This window comes from Gaoshiqia sp. US2 (assembly GCF_059705485.1).
Genome location: NZ_AP048550.1, coordinates 1703711 through 1725151 on the forward strand (window position 1 = coordinate 1703711; position 21441 = coordinate 1725151).

17 protein-coding genes are annotated in these 21441 nt (G+C 45.6%); 10 read left to right on the forward strand and 7 right to left on the reverse strand.

Annotated features, from left to right (window positions below):
- Positions 1-42: 42 nt before the first annotated feature.
- Positions 43-1530: a xylulokinase gene (locus AC6H3C_RS06705; RefSeq protein ID WP_497519928.1), complete on the reverse strand. Its 1488-nt coding sequence runs from the start codon at positions 1528-1530 to the stop codon at positions 43-45.
- A gap of 109 nt (positions 1531-1639) precedes the next feature.
- Positions 1640-2635, reverse strand: a complete 996-nt coding sequence (locus AC6H3C_RS06710; RefSeq protein ID WP_497519929.1) for a GntR family transcriptional regulator — start codon at positions 2633-2635, stop codon at positions 1640-1642.
- A 151-nt stretch (positions 2636-2786) separates the two neighbouring features.
- Here AC6H3C_RS06710 and AC6H3C_RS06715 point away from each other — a divergent pair, with 151 nt between their 5' ends.
- Complete coding sequence (locus tag AC6H3C_RS06715; RefSeq protein ID WP_497519930.1) at positions 2787-3356, forward strand: nitroreductase family protein; 570 nt, start codon at positions 2787-2789, stop codon at positions 3354-3356.
- A 46-nt stretch (positions 3357-3402) separates the two neighbouring features.
- Here the strand turns inward: AC6H3C_RS06715 and AC6H3C_RS06720 are convergent, their stop codons facing one another.
- Positions 3403-4314 (reverse strand): proline dehydrogenase family protein, encoded by a 912-nt coding sequence (locus AC6H3C_RS06720; RefSeq protein ID WP_497519931.1) that lies wholly within the window; start codon positions 4312-4314, stop codon positions 3403-3405.
- 281 nt (positions 4315-4595) lie between these two features.
- Here AC6H3C_RS06720 and AC6H3C_RS06725 point away from each other — a divergent pair, with 281 nt between their 5' ends.
- Together AC6H3C_RS06725 and AC6H3C_RS06730 are read left to right on the forward strand one after the other, a co-directional pair.
- A complete protein-coding gene (locus AC6H3C_RS06725; RefSeq protein ID WP_497519932.1) occupies positions 4596-5189 on the forward strand; it encodes an OmpH/Skp family outer membrane protein in 594 nt (197 codons plus the stop codon).
- Between the two features lie 66 nt (positions 5190-5255).
- On the forward strand, positions 5256-6476 hold the full coding sequence (locus AC6H3C_RS06730) for a glycosyltransferase family protein (RefSeq protein WP_497519934.1): 1221 nt from the start codon (positions 5256-5258) through the stop codon (positions 6474-6476).
- A 44-nt stretch (positions 6477-6520) separates the two neighbouring features.
- Here the strand turns inward: AC6H3C_RS06730 and AC6H3C_RS06735 are convergent, their stop codons facing one another.
- The 3 genes from AC6H3C_RS06735 to AC6H3C_RS06745 are packed head-to-tail and all read right to left on the reverse strand — an operon-like array spanning position 6521 to position 8662.
- Entirely contained in the window at positions 6521-7948 is a 1428-nt protein-coding gene (locus AC6H3C_RS06735) for a pyridoxal-dependent decarboxylase (protein WP_497519935.1), read from the reverse strand.
- 58 nt (positions 7949-8006) lie between these two features.
- Positions 8007-8288, reverse strand: coding sequence for an acylphosphatase (locus AC6H3C_RS06740; RefSeq protein WP_497519936.1), 282 nt, complete (start codon positions 8286-8288; stop codon positions 8007-8009).
- Positions 8285-8662 carry a hypothetical protein gene (locus AC6H3C_RS06745; protein ID WP_497519937.1) on the reverse strand — a complete coding sequence of 126 codons (378 nt, stop codon included), beginning with the start codon at positions 8660-8662 and terminating at the stop codon, positions 8285-8287. Before AC6H3C_RS06745 ends, AC6H3C_RS06740 begins: the two co-directional genes overlap by 4 nt.
- 360 nt (positions 8663-9022) lie before the next feature.
- Between AC6H3C_RS06745 and AC6H3C_RS06750 the strand changes: the two genes are divergently transcribed.
- From AC6H3C_RS06750 to AC6H3C_RS06770, 5 genes are all read left to right on the forward strand, one after another.
- Positions 9023-10333, forward strand: coding sequence for a hypothetical protein (locus tag AC6H3C_RS06750; protein ID WP_497519938.1), 1311 nt, complete (start codon positions 9023-9025; stop codon positions 10331-10333).
- A 223-nt stretch (positions 10334-10556) separates the two neighbouring features.
- Positions 10557-15134: a PEP/pyruvate-binding domain-containing protein gene (locus tag AC6H3C_RS06755; RefSeq protein ID WP_497519939.1), complete on the forward strand. Its 4578-nt coding sequence runs from the start codon at positions 10557-10559 to the stop codon at positions 15132-15134.
- Between the two features lie 44 nt (positions 15135-15178).
- Positions 15179-15829 (forward strand): LuxR C-terminal-related transcriptional regulator, encoded by a 651-nt coding sequence (locus tag AC6H3C_RS06760; RefSeq protein ID WP_497519941.1) that lies wholly within the window; start codon positions 15179-15181, stop codon positions 15827-15829.
- A 153-nt stretch (positions 15830-15982) separates the two neighbouring features.
- Positions 15983-17335: an NADP-specific glutamate dehydrogenase gene (gene gdhA, locus AC6H3C_RS06765; RefSeq protein WP_497519942.1), complete on the forward strand. Its 1353-nt coding sequence runs from the start codon at positions 15983-15985 to the stop codon at positions 17333-17335.
- Positions 17336-17562: 227 nt separating this feature from the next.
- Entirely contained in the window at positions 17563-17811 is a 249-nt protein-coding gene (locus tag AC6H3C_RS06770) for a hypothetical protein (RefSeq protein WP_497519943.1), read from the forward strand.
- Between the two features lie 135 nt (positions 17812-17946).
- Here AC6H3C_RS06770 and AC6H3C_RS06775 read toward each other — a convergent pair whose 3' ends face one another.
- A complete protein-coding gene (locus AC6H3C_RS06775; protein WP_497519944.1) occupies positions 17947-19008 on the reverse strand; it encodes an FAD:protein FMN transferase in 1062 nt (353 codons plus the stop codon).
- A gap of 190 nt (positions 19009-19198) precedes the next feature.
- Between AC6H3C_RS06775 and AC6H3C_RS06780 the strand changes: the two genes are divergently transcribed.
- Together AC6H3C_RS06780 and AC6H3C_RS06785 are read left to right on the forward strand one after the other, a co-directional pair.
- Positions 19199-20530, forward strand: coding sequence for a sensor histidine kinase (locus AC6H3C_RS06780; protein ID WP_497519945.1), 1332 nt, complete (start codon positions 19199-19201; stop codon positions 20528-20530).
- A 106-nt stretch (positions 20531-20636) separates the two neighbouring features.
- Positions 20637-21347 carry a YebC/PmpR family DNA-binding transcriptional regulator gene (locus tag AC6H3C_RS06785; RefSeq protein ID WP_497519946.1) on the forward strand — a complete coding sequence of 237 codons (711 nt, stop codon included), beginning with the start codon at positions 20637-20639 and terminating at the stop codon, positions 21345-21347.
- Positions 21348-21441: the final 94 nt, after the last annotated feature.

Consider the following 21441-nt stretch of genomic DNA (forward strand, 5'->3'; position numbering starts at 1 on the left):
TGAAAACTGGCGCTACACATGACCTTTGAGTCCGGCTTGTTTTTACGAAATCATTTTTTCAAGTTCTGTTTTCCAATGATCATAGGCTTCGGTGTACTCGTCGGCACGCGTGTTGTCAGGTTCAATCACTTCCAGTTTGGTTAGATTGGCAAATGCCTCACTCGCAGATTGGTAGTATCCGGAGCCGATCCCGGCCCCGCGGGCTGCTCCGATCGATCCGTCGGTGTTGTAAAGTTCAATGGTTGCCCCGGTAATACCGGCCAGCGTTTCCCTGAAGATGGGGCTCAGAAACATGTTGGCTTTTCCGGCACGAATGACTTTTGCATCAATACCGATGGTTTTCATGATGTCCATGCCATATTTGAAGGCGAAGACAATGCCTTCCTGCGCGGCCCGGAACAGGTGGGCATTGGTGTGAATGTTAAAGTTGATGCCGGCCAGGGTCGATCCCGGGTTTTTGTTTTCGAGGACGCGTTCGGCGCCGTTTCCAAACGGTAAAATACGCAAACCGTCGGCGCCGATCGGGATACCGGCAGCCAGTTTGTTCATTTCTTCGTACGAGATCGTTCCTCCTCCAATTTGTTTGTTCAGCCACGAGTTGAGGATGCCGGTGCCGTTGATGCACAGCAGCACCCCAAGCCGGTTGGCGTCGGCAGTATGGTTTACGTGGGCAAAGGTGTTTACCCGCGATTTTGGGTCGAATTTAATTTCGTCGCTCACCCCGTAAACAACCCCGGATGTACCGGCCGTGGTGGCAATTTCGCCCGGGTTCAGCACGTTCAGCGACAGGGCGTTGTTGGGTTGGTCGCCGGCACGGTAACTGATTTTAATGCCTTTGGCCAATCTCAGTTCCCTGGCCGCTGTTTCGCTTAGTTCGCCCTGTACCGAGAAAGTAGGAACGATTTTGGGGATGAAGCTTTCGCTAAAACCATAGTGGGCGAGTAATAATTCTGCAGGTTTGTTTTCTTTGAAGTTCCAGAGGATTCCCTCAGAAAGCCCGCTGGCCGTGGTTTTCACTTCGCCGGTGAGTTTCATGGCGATGTAGTCGCCCGGCAGCATCATCTTGTCAATTCGTGCATACAGTTCCGGTTCATGGTCTTTTACCCATTTGAGTTTCGATGCGGTAAAATTACCGGGTGAGTTCAGCAGGTTTTCGAGACAACGTTGCCGCCCGATTTCCTGGAGCGCTTTTTCGCCGATTCCGGTGGCCCGGCTGTCGCACCAAATGATGGAAGGACGCAGTATCTGTTGGTTTTTATCAACCAAAACCAGGCCGTGCATTTGGTAAGAAATACCGATTGAATCAATTTCAGCCGGATTGACCGCTGTTTTATCCATGATTTCGGCAACGGCGAGTTTCAGGTTTTCCCACCACTGCACCGGCTCTTGCTCGGCCCAACCGGATTGGATCGCTGTGATTCTCATTTCCTGTTTGGGATAAAAAGCCGAAGCCAGGCATTTGCCTGATTCTCCGTTTATGATGGATGCTTTCACTGACGAGCTTCCAATGTCAAATCCAAGTAGATACATCTTATTGGTCATGTTTATTTTTACTTTTCCGTTCTGTTCTGGTATGTCCTGCAAATTTAGAGGTACTCCTCGCGATTTCAAAACCGGTATAAATGTTTTATAACAGATTTTAAATGGAACTCCGGACTTTAAGGCTGGTTGGAATCTGAATGGAAACCGGCTCGCTGCTGACAACAAACTCCGCGGCCTTTTTACCCATCAGTTCAAAGTCGGTCGAAATAACCGTAATCCCGTCTTTTACATACTTCTTCATGGGGGTTTCGTTGTACGAAATAACCCCTGCATCTTGCCCGGGAACCAGATTTTTCTCAGAACACTGATCCAGGAAACGGGCCAGGGTACGGTCGCTGACCAGCAGATACAAATCGCCTTTTTTAACGTCGAATTGTTTGGAATTCAGTAATACATCGTAATGGAGCTGAAAATCCTGCCCGAATTTCTCGAAATAGCTGACTGATTCTTTGGGATGATAGGTAAATTCGGGATATAGATAGATAAAACGATCGTATTTTCTTATCAGGTCGAGCTTATTTTGCAGCGAGTCGTAAAGCGTTTGTCCAAAATCCTGGTAGATCATCGACATATCGCGACTTGCATGGATATTCCAGTCAATAATCAGCAGCCGGTCTTTCGGGATCTGGCTGATGATTTCGGGAACACGTTTATGGTCGAAATTCATCACAATGTACTTGGTATATTTTCCCAGACTTTCGGTGATGATTTTTTCAAAAACATTGATGTTGTAATGATGAAAATGCAGGTCCACGGCGATGGTTTCAGGTAGATTTTCGAGAAACGATCCGTAAAGCACTTCTTTATATGCCTTAAAGGTATCGAGAAACAGAAATACCTTGGTGGTTGCCCTGGCTACAAAATACCCTTTGTTGGGAACCGATTCGATGATGCCGCGGTTTTTTAACTCGGCATATGCTTTAAAAACCGTGTCGCGCGATAATGAGCTTTTTTTTACCAATTGATTTACCGAGGGCAGAATATCGCCCACCTGCAGCAGGTTGCGGCTGATTGCGTCGATAACGGCATCAATGAGCTGTTGAAATTTCAATTGATTGGACAGCGGGTCGACAAGGAATTTAAATTTACTCATAATATCGGGTGTTCTGTTCTGTTATGCAAACATACAAAAGAAATTGTGAAAATAGATAAATTTCTGTTTCCCAAAAATAAACGGTGAGTTGGTTTGTTCGGAATTCACATCGGTTTTGTTTTTTTGTAATATTGAAGCAAAAACTATTATCATGTTAAAAGATTTAATCCTTAAAAATCGTAGCTATCGGCGTTTTTACGAGAATGAAAGGCTGTCTGCCGGTCAGTTGGAAGCCTGGATCGACTTGGCCCGTTTTTCGGCCAGCGGGCGGAATGCCCAATCATTAAAGTATGTTTTGATTACCGATGCAGAAACTTGCCATCAGGTTTTTCCCTTGCTTAGCTGGGCCGGTTATTTAAAAGACTGGGGTGGCCCGAAGCCGGGGGAACGGCCAGCGGCTTACCTGGTTATGCTGAATGATAAAGAGATTTCGACCAACTATTATTGCGACGACGGAATTGCCGCTCAGAGCATTTTGCTTGGCGCTGTCGAAGCCGGCTACGGCGGTTGTATTATTGTTTCGGTGAAGCGGACTCAGATGAGGGAACTTCTGAAACTGGACGAACGCTATGATATCATTCAGGTATTGGCTTTGGGAAAACCGGCTGAAACGATTGTTTTGGACGAGATGAAAGAGGGTGATTACAGATATTGGCGCGATGCGGAAGATGTGCACCATGTGCCCAAACGAACATTGAGCGAACTGATCCTGAGGAAATAAAAGGAGGAGAGACGCCCGTAAGCGTCTCTCCGGATTACCCTTAAAATTAACCCCTAAAAAACAGTGCCTTGATAATGTGCGATGTTATTTGCGGATTCTCCTTCAGACGTCGCGTCGAATAATTAAACCATTCGTTTCCAAACGGAACGTAAACCCGCATTTTGTATCCTTCCCTGACAAGCGAATCGCGGAGATCAGGGGTTACCCCGTAAAGCATCTGGAATTCATACCTGTCCTTCGGAACCCGATGCTTTTCGATGAGTTGTTTGGCTTTTTCAATCAGGTATTTATCGTGCGTGGCAATGGCCGCATACATCTGATGGGTGAGCATATATTCGAGGTCTTCGAGATAATGATCGCGTATTTCCTGGTAACCTTTGAAAGCGATTTGCTGAGGCTCGACATAAATTCCTTTGCAGAGCCGGAAGTTAAGCGGATGACTGTTCTGAGGAAGTTTGCTCATGTCGGTCAGATCGTTTAGCGTGCGCCTGAGGTAGGCCTGCAATACCAGACCAACATGACCGGGAAATTCCTGTTTCAATTGCCTGAACATGTTTGTTTCAAGATCAACACATTGCGAATCTTCCATGTCAATCCGAACAAAACTACCTTTCCCGGCGGCCTGGCCGATAATCTCGCGCAGATACCGGTAACATACATCCGGGTTAATCAACAGCCCAAACATACTGGGTTTTAGTGAAAAATGTCCGATAATCTTTTCTTCGGTAAACCGCTCGATAATCTCCAGGTATTTGTTCTTGTTTTCTTCGGTTTGTTGCAGGTTGGTGATAAACTCGCCCAATAAATCAACAGTTACCTCAATGCCACGGGCGTTCAGCTCCTTTGCCACCCGTAATCCGTCGTCAATGGTTTCGCCGGCAATGTACCGTTTCGAAAATACCCAGATGAGTTTTTTCGGCAGGCAGGGAAGCATATTTGCAATCAATTTATTAATCATTCAGGCTGCTTTGTAGTTATTGTTGTCCATTTTCGTTTTCGTAAAAGTACAATGGGAAGGCCCCTGCGTTCAATGATGTTTATCAGCGAATAATTATGATTTTACGCAGGTTTCACGCGTAGTTATGTTGTGTAGTCTGTTGTGAAAAAATATTGATGAACAGGGTGATTTACTAATGATAAATTTTTATTTTTGGCTCGGATTAACCGGAAGGCACGAAACAAATAAGCAGTTTGTTTTGGTTTTCTTTTTAATAGTTGGTTTCTTAAAAAATTAAACGCATGAAAAATACTTCTTTGATCTTAAACCTGGTATTATTGGTTGCTGTTGTGGTGATTTATATTTTGCATTTTACGTCGGGAACTAAAAGTATTGGCGGCGAGTTCGTCGGGTCCGGTTCCGGTGAGGTTGCTGATTCAAAAATTGCCTACGTTAAAGTTGATTCATTGATCCTGAATTATGAAATGGCCCAGGTCCTTCACGATGCATTTACCAAAAACCAGGAAGCATATACCCGTGAATATGCATCCCGACGATCAAAGTTTGAAGAGCAAGCTGCTTCCTTTCAGGAAAAAGTGCAACGGGGCGGGTTTTTGACAGAACAACGCGCCGTTCAGGAGCGTGACCGTTTGGTGGGCGAAGAGCAGGCCATCCTGAAACTTGATCAGGAATTGTCGGGTAAACTGGCCGAATTGCAAAGCTCGAACAATCAGCAACTGGTCGATAGCCTGATGAACTATCTGAAAATTTTCAATGCCGATAAAAAATACGATTATATTTTTAACGGGACGGATATTTTAATTGGCAACGAAGCGCATAATATCACCAAACAGGTGTTGGATGCGATGAACGCCCGTTACGCAAAAAAGAAATAGACTGAAATAATTATAACATGAAGATCCGGGTTTTGCCCGGATTTTTTTTATCCTTAATTTCCGGTCATGTCATTTGCCAAACAATACCTGGAGCAGCATATACCGTACGGGGCATTTATTAAAGATAAACCGTCGGAAAGGCTTGGCCTGATCGTGTTGATCCCGGCCTGTAACGAGCCGGAATTAATGCGGACCATGAATTCTCTTGCCGGTTGCGAACAACCTGCTTGCGGAGTGGAGGTGATTGTGCTGGTGAATGAAGCGGAGAACAGCCCCGGCGATATTCGACTGCAAAATGACAGGAGTATCCGGGAACTGGTGGACTGGAAGAGGTCTCATCCAACTGTTTTCTTCGATCTTTACCCGATCCGGGCAGAGGCTTTTCCACGCAAACATGCGGGCGCCGGTTTGGCCCGGAAAACCGCGATGGATGAGGGAATCCGTCGTTTCTGTGCCATTAACCAGGCTTCCGGGATCCTGGTTTCGCTCGACGCCGATACGCTGGTCGCCCCCAACTACCTGACTGAAATTGAGCGATGTTTTAATTTGGGTGAAAAGCCGGTCGGGGCAACCATTCGCTTCCGGCACCGTGTTGACGAGGTTCACGATAACCGTCACCGGACCGGAATCATGCTGTACGAAAAATACCTGCATTATTACAAACAGGCGCTGGCCATTACCGGTTTTCCACATGCCATTTATACGGTTGGATCAGCCTTTGCCGTGCGGGCCGACGCTTATGTGAAACAGGGCGGCATGAGCAAAAGGCAGGCGGGGGAGGACTTTTATTTTCTGCATAAGTTAACGCAATTGGGGCGGGTAGCTGAAATAAACACCACCTGTGTATTTCCTTCGGCGCGGCTTTCGAACCGGGTTCCCTTTGGGACGGGCCCGGCACTCCAAAAGTGGATGGATGGAGATGATAGCCTTCGGAAAACATACGATTTTAGGGCTTTTACCGACCTGAGGCAGTTTTTTAAGTTGCTGCCGGTTCTTTTCGACACGGCTGTTCGCGCGGATCATATCGAACAACTGCATGTTCCACTGCCGGTTTTGCAGTTTCTTCGGGAAGATCGTTTTTCCGATTCGCTGGCCGAAATCAAAAGGAACAGCTCCTCTTTTTTAACTTTTGAAAAGCGTTTTTATCAATATTTCAATGCCTTCAAAATTCTGAAGTTTTTGAATTTCAGCCATCCGGATTATTATACCTATCCGGATTTGGAAGAAGCTTTCCGGCAAATGGAGAAAGCAACAGCTCGTCTGGTTTCTTTCCCGGAGAGCGAATAAATCAGTCCTTATATTAATAAAGCATGGCGAATTTGAGCGATTCGTCAGATGTTTTGAATTTCACGATTGATCAGTTTCCAGGCATTTTCGACATGTTCTTGTTTCGTATGGGTTTGGCCAATGCTCATGCGCAGCCAAAACGTGCCGTTCAGGACCGTGTGTGTCAAAAATATTTTTCCGCTTTTATTGAGCTTGTCCATCAGTTTTTTGTTGAACCCGTCGCCAGACTTGTGCCGAAAGCAAACCAGGTTAAAAGGGGGTTCATTCAGCAGTTCAAAGTCGGACGAAGCATTTACCCGGGCTGCAAAATCGCGGGCCATACGCAGGTGTTCGCCAATGTGGTAGCGTAAGCCTTCGGCTCCGTAATGGCGAATGACAAACCATAGTTTCAGCGCGCGAAACCGACGTCCCAATTGCACATGCCAGTCGCGGTAGTCAATCACGGCGCCTTTCTCGGTCGCTTCGTTTTTGAGGTATTCGGGCAAAATGCTCAGCGTTTTGATCAGCACGGTTTTATCGGCCACGTAAAAACAATCGCAGTCGAAATTGGTAAACATCCATTTGTGCGGGTTAAAAGCGTAACTGTCGGCCAGCTCAAGCCCGTCAAAATGACTGCGGTAGGCGGGACAAATGGCTGCTGTGCCCGACATGGCCGCATCCACATGGAACCATAGGTCGTATTTCCGGCAAATTTCGCCGATGCGATGCAGCGGATCAATCGCGTTCGATGAGGTGGTACCAACTGTTCCGCAAACGAAAAAGGGGACCAGTCCTGCTGCCAAATCGGCTGTTATCTGATTTTCAAGCGCCTCCGGTTTCATGGCGAATTGGTCTTCTACCTCAATCTTACGCAGTTTGTTTGTGCCTATTCCTGCCACTTTCACGCCTTTCTCGACCGATGAGTGGGTTTGCGTGGATATGTAGGCTACCAGGCGGGAACTGTCGCCGGTAAGGTTGCAGTTAAAGTTTGTTTTTTTCTCACGGGCAGCAAGTAATGCAGTCAATACGGCATTTGAGGCGGTATCCTGGATGACCCCGCCGCCGCTTTCGGTGGTTTTGAAATGTACGGGCAGGTCCATCATGTCAACCAGCCAGTCCATCACCTGGCTTTCCAGTTCGGTGCAGGCAGGGCTGGTGGCCCATAACATACCTTGCACCCCCAGTCCGGCTGAAAGTAATTCTCCCAGAATAGAAGGGCCGGAGCTGTTCGATTGAAAATAGCCGAAAAAGTTGGGCGACTGCCAGTGGGTGATACCGGGCATAATAACCTGCTCCACATCGGTTAACATGGCATCAAACGACTCGCCCGTTTCCGGTGCCGTTTCGGGCAATTTCCCGCGGATATCGCCCGGCGGAACCTTTGACAATACCGGGTAATTTTCTACCTGCGTGTAGTAGTCTGCGATCCAGTCAATCAGTTTTTTCCCTTCTGCCCGAAATTGGTCGGGAGTCATGTGATAATTCTTTTCCATCTTATTTTTTAGGATAAGTGTGATGTGTTTTTAATTGATATGGGTTTTGCTCCGGTATTCAGTATTTCACAAAAAAAGACGGATACTCCTGAATGCCGGGAAGTTCGGTTTTGAACAGCCGGTCGACCCGACTGAGCCCGTTTCCGGCTCTTAACAATTCAATATAGAGTTGAATTGTATCTTCGTCTCCTTCGATTTCCAGATCAACACTGCCATCCGTTTTATTTCTCACCCAGCCGCAAAGGTCAAGTTCGAGGGCTTTTTCCCTGGCAAAATATCGGAATCCAACTCCTTGTACCCGCCCGGTCAACACAATATGACAGGCTTTTTTTTGATTCAAGGTTTGCTGTTTTGAATTTTATGGTCAAACTCGGCGACAATCTCAGGTTGTACCAGCGCCCAGATCGAATATACGCCCAATGCCGTTCCGAGCGGGAAATTCAGCAGGTTTAAAACGGAGAGAATCAAAATCAGGATGCGGGCCCATTGTTGGCGTTTGATCAGTCCGATGCCTCCAATGATGCCGGGAATGGAGAAAATGGCAAAGACTACCGCCAGTATATTGGCAATCATCGCGAGAATAAAGTTAGCGTTTAGGTCATTGGTGAAATCACCTACCAGGTGAAGAATGGTATAAATCAGAAGGGCTGTTAACAGGCCCAGGGCGCCGCAAACAATGTGTAAAATACCGATAAGGCTGATGTGTTTTTCCATGAGTTTAATTTTCCTCTAAAATTAGGAAGAATACACGGAACTTTGGATGAAATTAGGACGGAATAATAGCCGAATCTTGCTTTTCTACCCATATTTGGCGACTGACGGCGTCCCTCAAATGGTACCCGTGTTATATCATAAGTCTTTCTCAGTGATCCACTGTGAGGAACTTTCCTTAAATGCTGCATCAAATCAAAATTGGTTCTTCGTGGAATTTGTCGTACACCCAAATCCGCGCACCCAATGAGCTTTCCTGAAAGTATTTTAAAATTTGTCTGCAAAAATGCAACCATCGCATTTTATATTTGTCTATCGGAATAGTTAAGCAGTTTAAAGCACCAGAAAAGAAAAGTGAAACCTATGAGAATATTGAAACTTGGAATGATTGTGTTCTTATTTTTAAGCAACCAACTTTGGGCCCAGAGCTATGGAAATTATGATAAAGTGCCTTTTGCGGTGGGAATCTTTCCACCTGTCAACAGCAACGGGACGAACGCCGGAAATTGTATTAACCAGTTTTCGCTGAACCTCATCTCCGGTTATTCGGCCGGCCTGACCGGATTTGAATTTGCAGGATTCTCGAATACCGAGCGCGATTTTGTGAGAGGTGTTCAATATGCCGGTTTTTTCAATTTCGTAAACGGCGATTTTACCGGCTTCCAGTTTGCCGGATTTGGAAACTTTAACCGCGATGTTTCCAGGGGGTTTCAGTTTTCGGGTTTCGCTAATTTCAATTACGCTGAAGCCAATGGTGTTTTAGCGGCCGGATTCGCCAATTTTACCAGGGGGAAATCACTGGCCATTCAATGGTCCGGTTTTGCCAATTTTTGCGAGGATGTGCAAGGGGTACAGGCAACAGGTTTTGCCAATGTGGTGAAAGGAAACGGGAAAGTTCTTCAGTTTTCGGGATTCTCAAACATCATTCTGGGAGAGGTGAATGGCATTCAAGCAGCGGGATTTCTCAATTTTTCGAAAGCAAAGATGCAGAATGTGCAGGCGGCCGGTTTTTGTAATGTTTCCATGGACGATGCTACCGGACTCCAACTGGCCGGTTTTTCGAACATCACCAACGGCAATCTGAACGGAACCCAGATTGCGGGATTCGTGAATGTGGCTAAAAAGGTAAACGGGCTGCAGTTAGGAACCATCAACATTGCCGATACCATTGAAAGCGGCGTTCCTATCGGGTTTCTGAGTATCGTCAGAAAGGGATTCCGCGAGCTTGAAGTTTCTTTCGGCGAAGGTTTGAATACACAGCTTGCGTTTAAGATCGGAGTGAACCAATTCTACAATATTTTCGCTATAGGCGCCCAATTCCTGGGTTCAGACGAGATGTGGGGAGTTGGCTATGGTATTGGTACGCATTTGTACAATAACGATCAGACTAAAATACAACTGGAGTTGCTCAGTTACCAGATCAACGAAGGACGCGAATGGACAGATCACTTTAATGGGCTGGAGCAGTTAAAATTGACCTTCGCGAAAAGCCTTGGCAATCATCTTCGTGTTTTTGCCGGGCCAACCGTTAATTTATTGATTACCGATAGTCAGGACAACAACGGACAGAAATTGTACCGTGATTTCGCTCCCTATTCCTTCTATTCCCGAACCGGAAAACATACCAGCATGAAGGGTTGGATTGGTCTGACGGCAGGTATTCATTTCAACTAAAAACACCTCTGCTATTCATAAGCGGTGTTTGTCGTGAATTTTTCAGTGAAGAAGGATTGTTATTTTCTTTTGCCGGCCATGTTTTTGCGTCTTCATTTTTTGCATTAATTTCAAAACGAAAACAGCAGAATCAGTTTTTTCTCTTTGTTTCCCTGTATCTTTAGCAGGCGTTTGGCGAAAGGAAAATCGACCTGTTGTCAGTCGTTTATTTGAAGGGGTGAAAATGATGAGCAAACCAGATCACAGCGGGTTACCAGCCGGTTTAATGAAGGGCCTTCTCGAAATAACGGGAAAGGCGACAAACCTGAATCAATTGTTGCAACAGTTTTGCGACTTGATTGCAGACTTTCCTTTTGCCGGCGATAAAGTTTCGGCACGGATTTTCTTTAACGGAAGGAACTGGTCGGATAAAAACTTTGAAGAAGGCCCGTTCGTCCAAAGCAGCAATTTTAAAAGCCCTGACCACAAACAGGGGAAAATCGAGTTTTTTTACCCGGGCCTTGCAGGTAAGTCGGAAGCAGGTGATATGTCGGTTTATGCTGAAAGTTTGCTTCAGCAGCTTACTCCCTGGCTGGTGAGTTTTATTTCACGATTCCAGCTCGATGAACTGTACCGGTATACCACCGAGCGGGATAAGGAACTGAAAAGTATAAACCGGACGGCCGAGGTCCTAAAAAAAAGTAAAACCCTTGACGAGGCGTTGCAGGAAATTTGTTTGTTTTTGCCTGAAGCCATGCAATATCCCGAACATGCTGCTGCCCGTATTCAATATGGTCAAAAAGAATTCGTCAGCCAGTCGTTTAACGCGACCGCTTGGAAACTAAACCAGGCTTTTGATATGCCCGACGGAACCGGCGGATGCATCGAAATCCACTATCTGAAGAAATTCCCCGATGCTTTTGCCGGACCGTTTTTAGAGGAAGAACAAAGCCTGATCAATAACCTGGCAGCATTGATTTCAGGAACCGTTTCAAAGAAAGTACTGAAGAAACTTTTGGTTGAGAATACGGAGCGGCTGAAAGAGCTAAAAGGGATCAACCAAACGTCGGAGATTCTGCAAAAAGGCAGATCGATGGAAGAGTCGTTACGTGTGATTTGTACCGTTTTGCCGGATGCCTGGCAATACCCCGAGTATACCTGTGTGCGGATTAAGTACAACGGAAACCTGTTTGTCAGCAAAAACTTCAGCGAATCGGAGTGGCGGATGGTCCAGGCGTTTGAAGCTCCCGGAAGAAAAAAGGGAACCATCGAGATTTTTTATTCAAAACAATTTCCGGAGGCCGATGAAGGTCCGTTTTTAAAAGAAGAGCGCAATCTGCTGGTAAATCTGTCCGGACTGATTTCAGGTTCGGTTACCCGCGAAGAATTTAAAAAGCTATACCGGGCCAATACCGAACGCCTCAAAGAACTGAAAGCCATCAGCCAGACTTCGTTCATTATTGAGGCAGGAAACCCGGTAGACGAAACTTTACAGGCAGTTTGTTCCATTCTTCCCGCCTCTTTTCAATATCCGAGATTTACGGTTGCCCGGATCCGGTTCGAAAGCAAGGGTTACACCAGTGAAGGTTTCCGGGAAACCGAATGGGCGCTCAAAGAAAATTTTGTAACGATTGATCATAAAAAGGGACAAATCGAAATTTTTTATCTCAAACAATTCCCGTATGCCGGCGAAGGTCCGTTTTTATATGAAGAACGAAACCTGCTGGTTAATATCGGTAAGCTGATCTGCGGTTATCTGAACGGCTACAAAGGGCATGAAATTATTTCGCACAAAGGGATTGCTGTTACCGAACGGCATCCCTCCGACGAATTCAGAAATTCGCTGATCAAAAACAAAAAACCCTTGCAGTTATACTTCAACCAACAGTCGATTGATAAATACATCTATCTCGACATGATGAAGTATAAAATCAAGCATATTCTTTTTATTGCCACCTTATACGACGCCTTTATTCTCGAAAGCGAAGACTCGTTCTTCGAGAAATTTATGGGCGAAATTTATCAGTACAGCTTGTTTTCTGTTCCCCGCATAACGGGTGTTTCTACGGCCGAAGAAGCTCTGGAGTTAATGAAAACAACGCATTTCGATCTGGTGATTCTGATGGCCGGAATCGACCGCGAGGCGCCCATTTTGATTAGTGAACAAATTAGAGCGTCCGACGAATCGTTGCCCATTTACCTCCTTCTGAATAAAAAAAGTGATATCCGGTATTTCGAAGAACTGGTGCCCACCATCCGTTCGGTCGATAAATTGTTTGTGTGGAATGGCGATTCGCAGATTTTATTTGCCATTGTAAAATCGACAGAAGACAGTGTGAATGTGGAAAATGACACAAAAATCGGTTTGGTTCGCGTCATCCTGCTGATCGAAGACTCGCCTCTGTATTATTCAAAATACCTCCAGATTTTGTATGGGATTGTTTTCGGACAGGTACAACGCTTGTTGCCGGAAGTCGAAAAAAATGAAATCGACAAGATTTGTAAGATGAGGTCGCGGCCTAAAATTTTGCTGGCCCGCAATTACGAAGATGCCATGTATATTTTCAACAAATACCGGGATTTCATGCTTTGCGTGATCTCTGATGTTGAATTCGACCGTTCAGGCAAACTGGACAAGCATGCCGGCGTTCGCTTTATCAAATACGTGCAATCGCATATTTCCAACCTGCCAATCATTCTTCAATCGTCGGAAGACCGGAACGAACGGATCGCCAAAGAGTTGAATGTCACCTTTATCAATAAAAATTCGGAAACGCTGCTGAATGAAATTCGCGCCTCCCTGAAAAATTTTCTGGGCTTTGGCAACTTCGTATTTCGCGACAAAGATTCGAACAAAATTGCCGTGGCCAGGTCGCTGCGTGAATTTGAAACCCTGTTGCATCAAATTCCCGACGAATCGTTTTACCTGCATGCTTCCGAAAATCAATTATCGCTGTGGCTGATGGCGCGCGGCGAAATTCAACTGGCCAAAACGCTTAATCCGGTTCAGGTGAGTAGTTTTCAGAATATGGGCGAATCGCGGCAGTTTTTTATTGATCAGATAAAAAAGTACAAGGACGAGAAGAAAAAAGGGAAAATTCTGGATTTTGACGAGACTTCGACCCTGGACGAAAAAAACATTGTTTCTTTTGCCGGGGGATCGTTGGGAGGGAAAGGCCGTGGTTTGGCTTTCATCAATATCCTGATCTCAAATCTCGATTTTTCGGCCTTGTCAAACCGGATCAATATTCTCGCGCCTATTACGGTCATTATCGGTACCGATGAGTTTCAGAACTTTATTATCAGGAACGGCCTTTTCGATAAAATCATCGATCCCTCTGTTTCCTACGCCGAATTAAGGCGATTGTTTGCCGAGGGACACTTGTCGTCGACCTTAATGCGGAAATTGAAGGTGTTTGTAACTCAGATTGATAAGCCGATCGCGGTGAGGTCGTCAAGCACATCCGAAGATTCAATCACGCAACCTTTTGCCGGAGTTTTTGACACCTATATGGTTCCAAACTGCACGGTGAATAAAAAGATTGTGATTGAACAGTTGTCAACAGCCATTAAGTTGATTTATGCGTCTACATTTTCGGATAAGGCGCGGAATTATTTTTCGATTATCCATCATAAAATTGAAGAAGAGAAAATGGCTGTTGTCCTGCAGGAACTGGTGGGAAGTCAGTACGGCGATTATTATTACCCGCACATCAGCGGGGTAGCCAAATCGTACAATTATTACCCGGTGGCCCACATGAAACCCGATGAAGGATTTGCCGTGGCGGCAGTCGGTCTGGGGGCCTATGTGGTGGACGGATGGCAGGCATTCCGCTTTTCGCCCCGTTACCCCAAAACCGATATGTATAGCATTAAAGATTTGCTAAACAGCTCGCAGGTTGAATTTTATGCGTTAAAATGCAACGAATTATCCGTTGATTTTCTGGAGAAGGGCGAATTGGCATCGATGGAATTGCTGGATATCAGCGAAGCTGAAAAACATGGTTCCCTGGTTCATTGCGTATCAGTGTACAACCCGGAAAACGACCGGCTGGAAGCCGGGCTCAGCGCCTGCGGGCCGCGGGTGATTAACTTTGCCGATATTTTACAATACGGCTATATTCCGCTCGCGGAGACCATCCGGCTTCTTTTAAACACCATTAAAGAAGCATTTGGTTCGCCTGTCGAAATTGAATACGCGGTCGACCTCAACCGGACAAAAAACGGATTGCCTGCTTTTTACCTTCTTCAGATTAAACCCTTGCTTGCCGAACAGATGGCGCCAACCGCGGCCATTGAAACGAAGGATAAATCAAAAATGATCCTTCATACCAGATCGAGCATGGGTAATGGCATCATCAGCGACATCAGCGATCTGATCTTTGTCGATCCGAAACGGTTTAACAAGATGAAAACGTTAGAGATGGCAAAAGAAATAGAAGCCTTAAACAAGATGATGTGTAAAAGCGGGAGACAGTATATTCTGATTGGCCCCGGACGCTGGGGCAGCAGGGATCACTTTGTAGGAATTCCCGTCAACTGGTCTCAGATCTCGAATGCCAAAGTGATTGTAGAAGTCAGCCTCGAGAATTTCCCGCTCGATTCGTCGCTGGGCTCTCATTTTTTTCACAACGTCACCTCGATGAATATCGGCTATTTTTCGGTACAGCATACATCGCCTGTCGATTTTCTGAAATGGGATGTTTTGAACAAACAGAAAATCATTCATGAAACAAAATATTTTAAACACGTCAGGTTCGAAAACACACTGACCATTATGATGGACGGGAAACAACGAACAGCGGCGATATTGGATGAATAAATGAACGGACTTTTCGGGCTCATGCAGATTCAAGAAACAGGTATATGATCAATATTGCACTATTTGATGAACACAAATTGATTTTGGACGGAATTTCCCGTTTGTTGTCCGATATAGCTGACTTTAACCTGGTATTGGTTTCTGATAACCGGGATGTGCTGACCGATAAACTGAAAAAAGTGAACGTGCATGTTTTAATTTTGAATATGCACGATATTTCAGTACGGAACTTAAACTTTATCGTTCAGCTGACCATCGATAAGCCGAACCTGAAAATATTAATCCTTTCGGCCATCCGGAATGAAGAAATTATCCTGAAAACCGTTAAAGCCGGGGCCAAAGGCTTCCTGGGGACAGATTCGGATATAAACGATCTGATGGAGGCCGTTTTTACCCTTCGCAACGGGCATGATTATTACCATAAATCCATCTCCAACCTGCTTGTCAACCAGTATCTTTCCAGGCTTAGCCAGACGCCGGGGCAGGATTCGGCAGCAGCGCAACTGAGCGCCAGGCAAAAGGAGATCCTCCGGTTGTGGGGCGAAAGTTATTCAAACCAGGAAATTGCCGATCAATTATTTATCAGTGTGCGAACGGTCGAAACGCACAAAAACCATATCATGCAGAAATTAAACCTGAAGAGCACCGTCGATATGGTGAAATTTGCAATCAGAAATAACATCATCGACATCTAAACGAGCAAGCCCCGCTTACGTGATACACGTAATTGCAAACCGGAATATATTGATTTTTATCATGAATGCTATTTTTGCCTGACGTGATGCCTTACACATCATCCTGTTCCTGTTTTGCAACGTTTATCACCCATTTATATAAAAAAAACTATTATGACTGACATTTTGAATTTAAAAGTAAACGAATTCATGGCAAAGGTGATTGCCAGAAATCCCGGGGAATCTGAATTTCATCAGGCTGTTCAGGAAGTGGTCGAATCATTGATCCCTTTCATCGAAGAAAACCCGAAATATCACTATGCAAAAGTATTGGAACGGATGGTAGAGCCCGAGCGTGTGATGATGTTCAGGGTGCCCTGGATTGATGACGAGGGGAATATTCAGGTAAACCGGGGCTTCCGGATACAAATGAACAGCGCCATTGGCCCGTATAAAGGAGGCTTGCGCTTTCATCCCACCGTAAACCTTGGCATTTTGAAGTTCCTGGCTTTCGAACAGGTGTTTAAAAACAGCCTGACTTCGTTGCCAATGGGCGGCGGTAAAGGCGGTTCCGACTTCGATCCGAAAGGAAAATCAGATAATGAAGTGATGCGTTTTTGCCAGAGCTTTATGACCGAGTTGCAACGTTACATTGGAGCCGACACCGATGTGCCTGCAGGCGATATTGGCGTTGGCGGCCGCGAAATCGGATACCTGTACGGTCAGTACAAACGCATCCGGAATGAATTTACCGGTGTGTTAACCGGAAAAGCCATCGAGTGGGGGGGAAGCCTCATCCGCCCGGAAGCTACCGGTTACGGGGCGGTTTATTTTGCCGATCAAATGCTGAAAACCCGGAACGAGAGCCTCGAAGGAAAAATTGCCACCGTATCAGGTTCAGGGAATGTGTCTCAATATGCTGTTGAAAAACTGATAGAGATGGGAGCAAAAGTGGTTACCATGTCCGATTCGTCAGGCTTTGTATACGATCCCGAAGGATTCGATAAAGAGAAACTGGCCTATATGATGGAACTGAAAAACATTCGCCGTAAGCGGATTAAAGAATATGCCGAAAAATACGGTGTCCAGTTCTTCGAAGGCAAAACACCCTGGGGAATTAAATGTGACCTTGCTTTCCCCTGTGCCACACAGAACGAAATTCACGAAAGCGATGCTGCCGAATTAGTGAAAAACGGTTGCCAGCTGGTTTCCGAAGGAGCCAATATGCCTTCAACACCCGAAGCTGTTGAAGTATTCTTACAATCCAAAATCCTTTACGGTCCGGGTAAGGCGGCCAATGCCGGCGGTGTTTCAGTATCGGGACTTGAAATGACACAAAACTCTATGCGTTTGCCTTGGACAAGAGAGGAAGTGGATGCCAGGCTGCACCAGATCATGGTTAATATTCACGATACCTGCGTGAAATATGGCACCGAAAACGATGGTTTTATCAACTATGTGAAAGGCGCCAATATCGGCGGATTTATTAAAGTCGCTAATGCGATGATTGCACAAGGAGTAGTTTAATCCCGAACATGATATCCGGCGATCAACCGCATGATGCCGGAGAGCTTCAAAGCCCCGCTATTCCTTGACGTACAACAAGGGTAGCGGGGTAAATTTTTTGTTCCTGGTGACGAATTTGCCCTTTTTTTTCAACCATCTCCCGGTTTATCTGTTTCAAAATCATGCAGCCGTATTTTTGGCTGACATTAATTTTCAGTACTTTTGTGACGGACTAAAAAGAAGGAATTATGCAGTTTTTAATTGTTTTGCTGGTGACTGTTGTTTTGTTGGCTCTGGCCTTTGCCGGGCTGGCTGTCAAGATTTTGCTGGAAAAGAAGGGTCAGTTTCCGAACCTGCATATTGGCGGTAACAGGCACATGAAAGAACGGGGGATTACCTGTGCGCAGACTTTCGACAAGATTGAACAGTCGAAAGCCCGGAAGGAACTTAGTTTCAAAGAGCTTGAAATCCTGAAAAATATACCGGGGAGCTGTTAAGCTCCCTTTTTTCGCTCATTGCGCACCCATCTCTTCACTCGCTACTCGCTACTCGCTACTCGCTACTCACTACTCGCTACTCACTACTCGCTACTCACTACTCGCTACTCACTACTCGCTACTCACTACTCGCTACTACTCGTATTCCTTAATCAACAGTGTCCGAAAACCCTCCGAGACATAGCTTTTATAATGGCCGTTTTCGTCGGCATAAATAAAGTAAACCTCAATGTCGTTTCGCGCATTGGCAATTTCAATGGATTCTTCGAGTCCCAGGACCATAAAAGCAGTTGCAAACGCATCGGCTGTCATGCAATCGGCGGCTAAAACGGTGGTACTTAGCAGGCTGTGCTGAACCGGGTAACCGGATTTTGGATCGATCGTGTGCGCGTATTTTTTCCCGTCTTCCACGTAAAAATTCCGGTAATTACCCGAAGTGGCCAGTGCCTTGTCTTTTAACTGAACTACGGCTTTCAGTTGTTTCGTGTCAAACAGGTTATCTTCATCCGGCCGGCTGACGCCAATGTTCCAGTAATTTCCCTTCTGATTTTTACCGCGGGCGACCACTTCGCCGCCAATTTCAACCATCAGGTTTTTGCAGCCTTTGGCAGTCAGGTAATCGGCTGCCAGGTCGCAGGCAAAGCCTTTGGCAATGGCGCTGCAATCCAGCATCGTATTCGCATGTTCCTTGACGATTTTTCCATCTTCAAGTCTGATCTTTTTATACCCCACCAGTTGCAGCAGTGAGTCGACCAGCTCGGGCGTTACGCTTTCCTTGTTCTTAAAACCAAATCCCCAAACATTCACCATCGGGGCTACGGTAATATCGAAGGCTCCGTTGGTGGCCTCCGATACTTCGACAGCCTTATTGTAAACCGTCAGGAAAATATCATCCAGGACAGTGTCCTTGTTGTTGTTCACCTTCGAGATGGTCGAAGTGGGAATAAAGGTCGACATCGACTGATCCAGCTTTTTCAGTTCGGCCTCAATGCCCTCCTGTAAATCAGTCCCGTTCGGACTTTCGTAAGTGATGTGGTAGATGGTGCCGTAAATAAAGCCCTCGTTAAAAACATATTTGGCCGGCTGCGAACAGGCTGCTAAAAGGACAGAGAGCAGGGTGAGCAAAATGAAGGACGGTCGGGTCATAATTTCAAAAATTTTGTTGCAAAGATAGTTGATTTCCCGGCTCATTCTCATTCGCGATATTTTTTTGCAGATGACATAACTTCAGCTTATTGCGGGCCTTCTGTTGCGGATTTATCATGACGAGGCCTTCATCAGGAAACAGAAAATAATCGTTAGCATTCAATTATGATTATAAAATTATTGTTTTGTCTATTTTAATAATTATCTTCATCAGCTGAAAAACTGATTTTGATTTTTAAAGGTGAATCATCTAAACCAAAAGATCCTGTTGCATTGGCGCCGGGGCTTCAGGGAAATTGTATTCGGTAAATCGACGGCAATTGACCTCGAATCTCAGTTAACGATTGCAACTTGTTTTGTAGTGGCTTTATCATCATTATTTTCGTCAATTGGTAATTATTACCTGGGATTGTACAATATGATGTATGCCACATTGGGCTTGTTGATTTTATCCGTGGCCTGCTATCTGTGTGCGCGACTGTGGAAATTAAGTAAACAATTATACTTTGTCATTTTCGCTATCGCAGTGGTATTCCTGAATGCAAGCTGGTTCTTCAACTACGGGTCCAGGGGGCCGATGCTCCACTTTTTCATCATTATTTACGCGTTCTTTATCTTTATTTGGAACCAAAAGAAGGTGGCCTTGGTCAGTTTATTTTTCTTTTTGAACCTGCTTACCCTTTTTGTTCTGGAATACCGGTCTCCGAACCTGACCGGTAATTACCCCGAAGAGCAGGTCAGAACCCTGGATGTATATGCCGGCAATCTGTTATCGATGATCCTGATGTTAATTTTTGGGGTTTCGATTAAAAGCAGTTACCTGAAACAATATCAAAAAGCCCGGAACTCGGAACAACTGAAAACCGCCTTTCTCGCGAACATCTCGCACGAGATCAGAACGCCGTTAAATGCAATCGTGGGCTTTTCGAGCCTGCTCACAAGCGGCGATTTTGGAAAAAAAGAGCAAAAAGATTTTCAGCGTATTATCACGCTGAACACGGAACACCTGCTTCAATTGATCGAAGATATTATCGACCTGTCGAAACTGGAGGCAAACAACTTTCAGTTGGAGTACCGGAAAGTCGATCTGGAGCAGCTCTTTGGTAAGCTTAAAAAGAAATACAGTCATTTCCTGGCCGACGAAAATAAAAAGATTTCGCTGGAGTATGAGTTGTCGGATGAGCACAAACTGATCTGTACCGACCGGGTCTCGTTAGAGCAGATTATGCGTAAGTTGCTGGAGAATGCCATCAAATTTACCTGGGAAGGAACCATCCGGTTTGGTTGCCTTCTGGAACATGAAACGCACCTGTTTTATGTGAAAGATACCGGGATGGGGATCAGGAAGGAGAATCAGGAACGGATATTTGAACGCTTTGTTAAGGTTGAAGAAGACGAAACGCGCTTGTATCCCGGGACCGGAATTGGCTTATTCCTATCGAAACAACTGGTAGAAAAACTGGGAGGAAAAATTTGGGTCGAATCGCGGCACGGCGAAGGATCAACATTCTATTTTACCCTGAAGAATCAGCCATTGCCGGTGTCATACAATCATCTGCACTCGGAAACCTGATTGCCGCGCCGGATCAATTTTTGAACCGATTCTGAAAAAAATCGCTCAACTATTTTTATTTTTGTGCCGTTATCAATTAAATCATTCATTTAAACAAAATATTACCGTGGGAAGAGCATTTGAATATCGCCGGGCCGCCAAAGAAAAACGCTGGGGGCACATGTCTCGGATTTTTCCGAAATTATCCAGAGCAATTACAATGGCAGCAAAAGAAGGAGGACAGGACCCGGATATGAATGCCAAACTCAGGACTGCCATCCAGAATGCCAAAGCCCAAAACATGCCGAAAGACAACATCGATGCGGCGATTAAACGGGCTGCCGGGAAGGATGCTTCGGAATATACCGAAGTAAACTACGAAGGAAAAGGGCCGCACGGCGTACTGGTTTTTGTTGAATGCGCCACCGATAACACCACCCGCACCGTGGCCAATGTGAAATCGTATTTCAACAAGGTAGGCGGAGGTCTGGTACCCACCGGCTCGCTGGAATTTATGTTTTCGCATAAAGCGGTGTTCGAGTTCGAAAAAACAGCCGCCATCGATGTCGAAGAGCTGGAACTGGAGTTGATCGACGCCGGCCTGGAAGAAATTGAAGTGGTGGAAGACATGGTTTACGCAACCGGCGATTATACCAGCTTTGGTACGCTTTCGAAGGCACTGGAAGACCGGAAGATCGACATTAAAAAAGCCACGCTGAAACGAATTCCGACAACACCGGTTGAATTTACCGAAGAGCAGTTGGAGGATATCGAGAAATTACTGGATAAAATTGAAGACGACGACGACGTACAGCAGGTATTCACCAATATTGCCTGATGTCTGTTAAAAATAATGATCAGCCGTTCTCCTGCCGGGAACGGCTTTTTTTACGTTTGAAAAGGGATTATTGTGACGGGGAGCTGTACGGCAG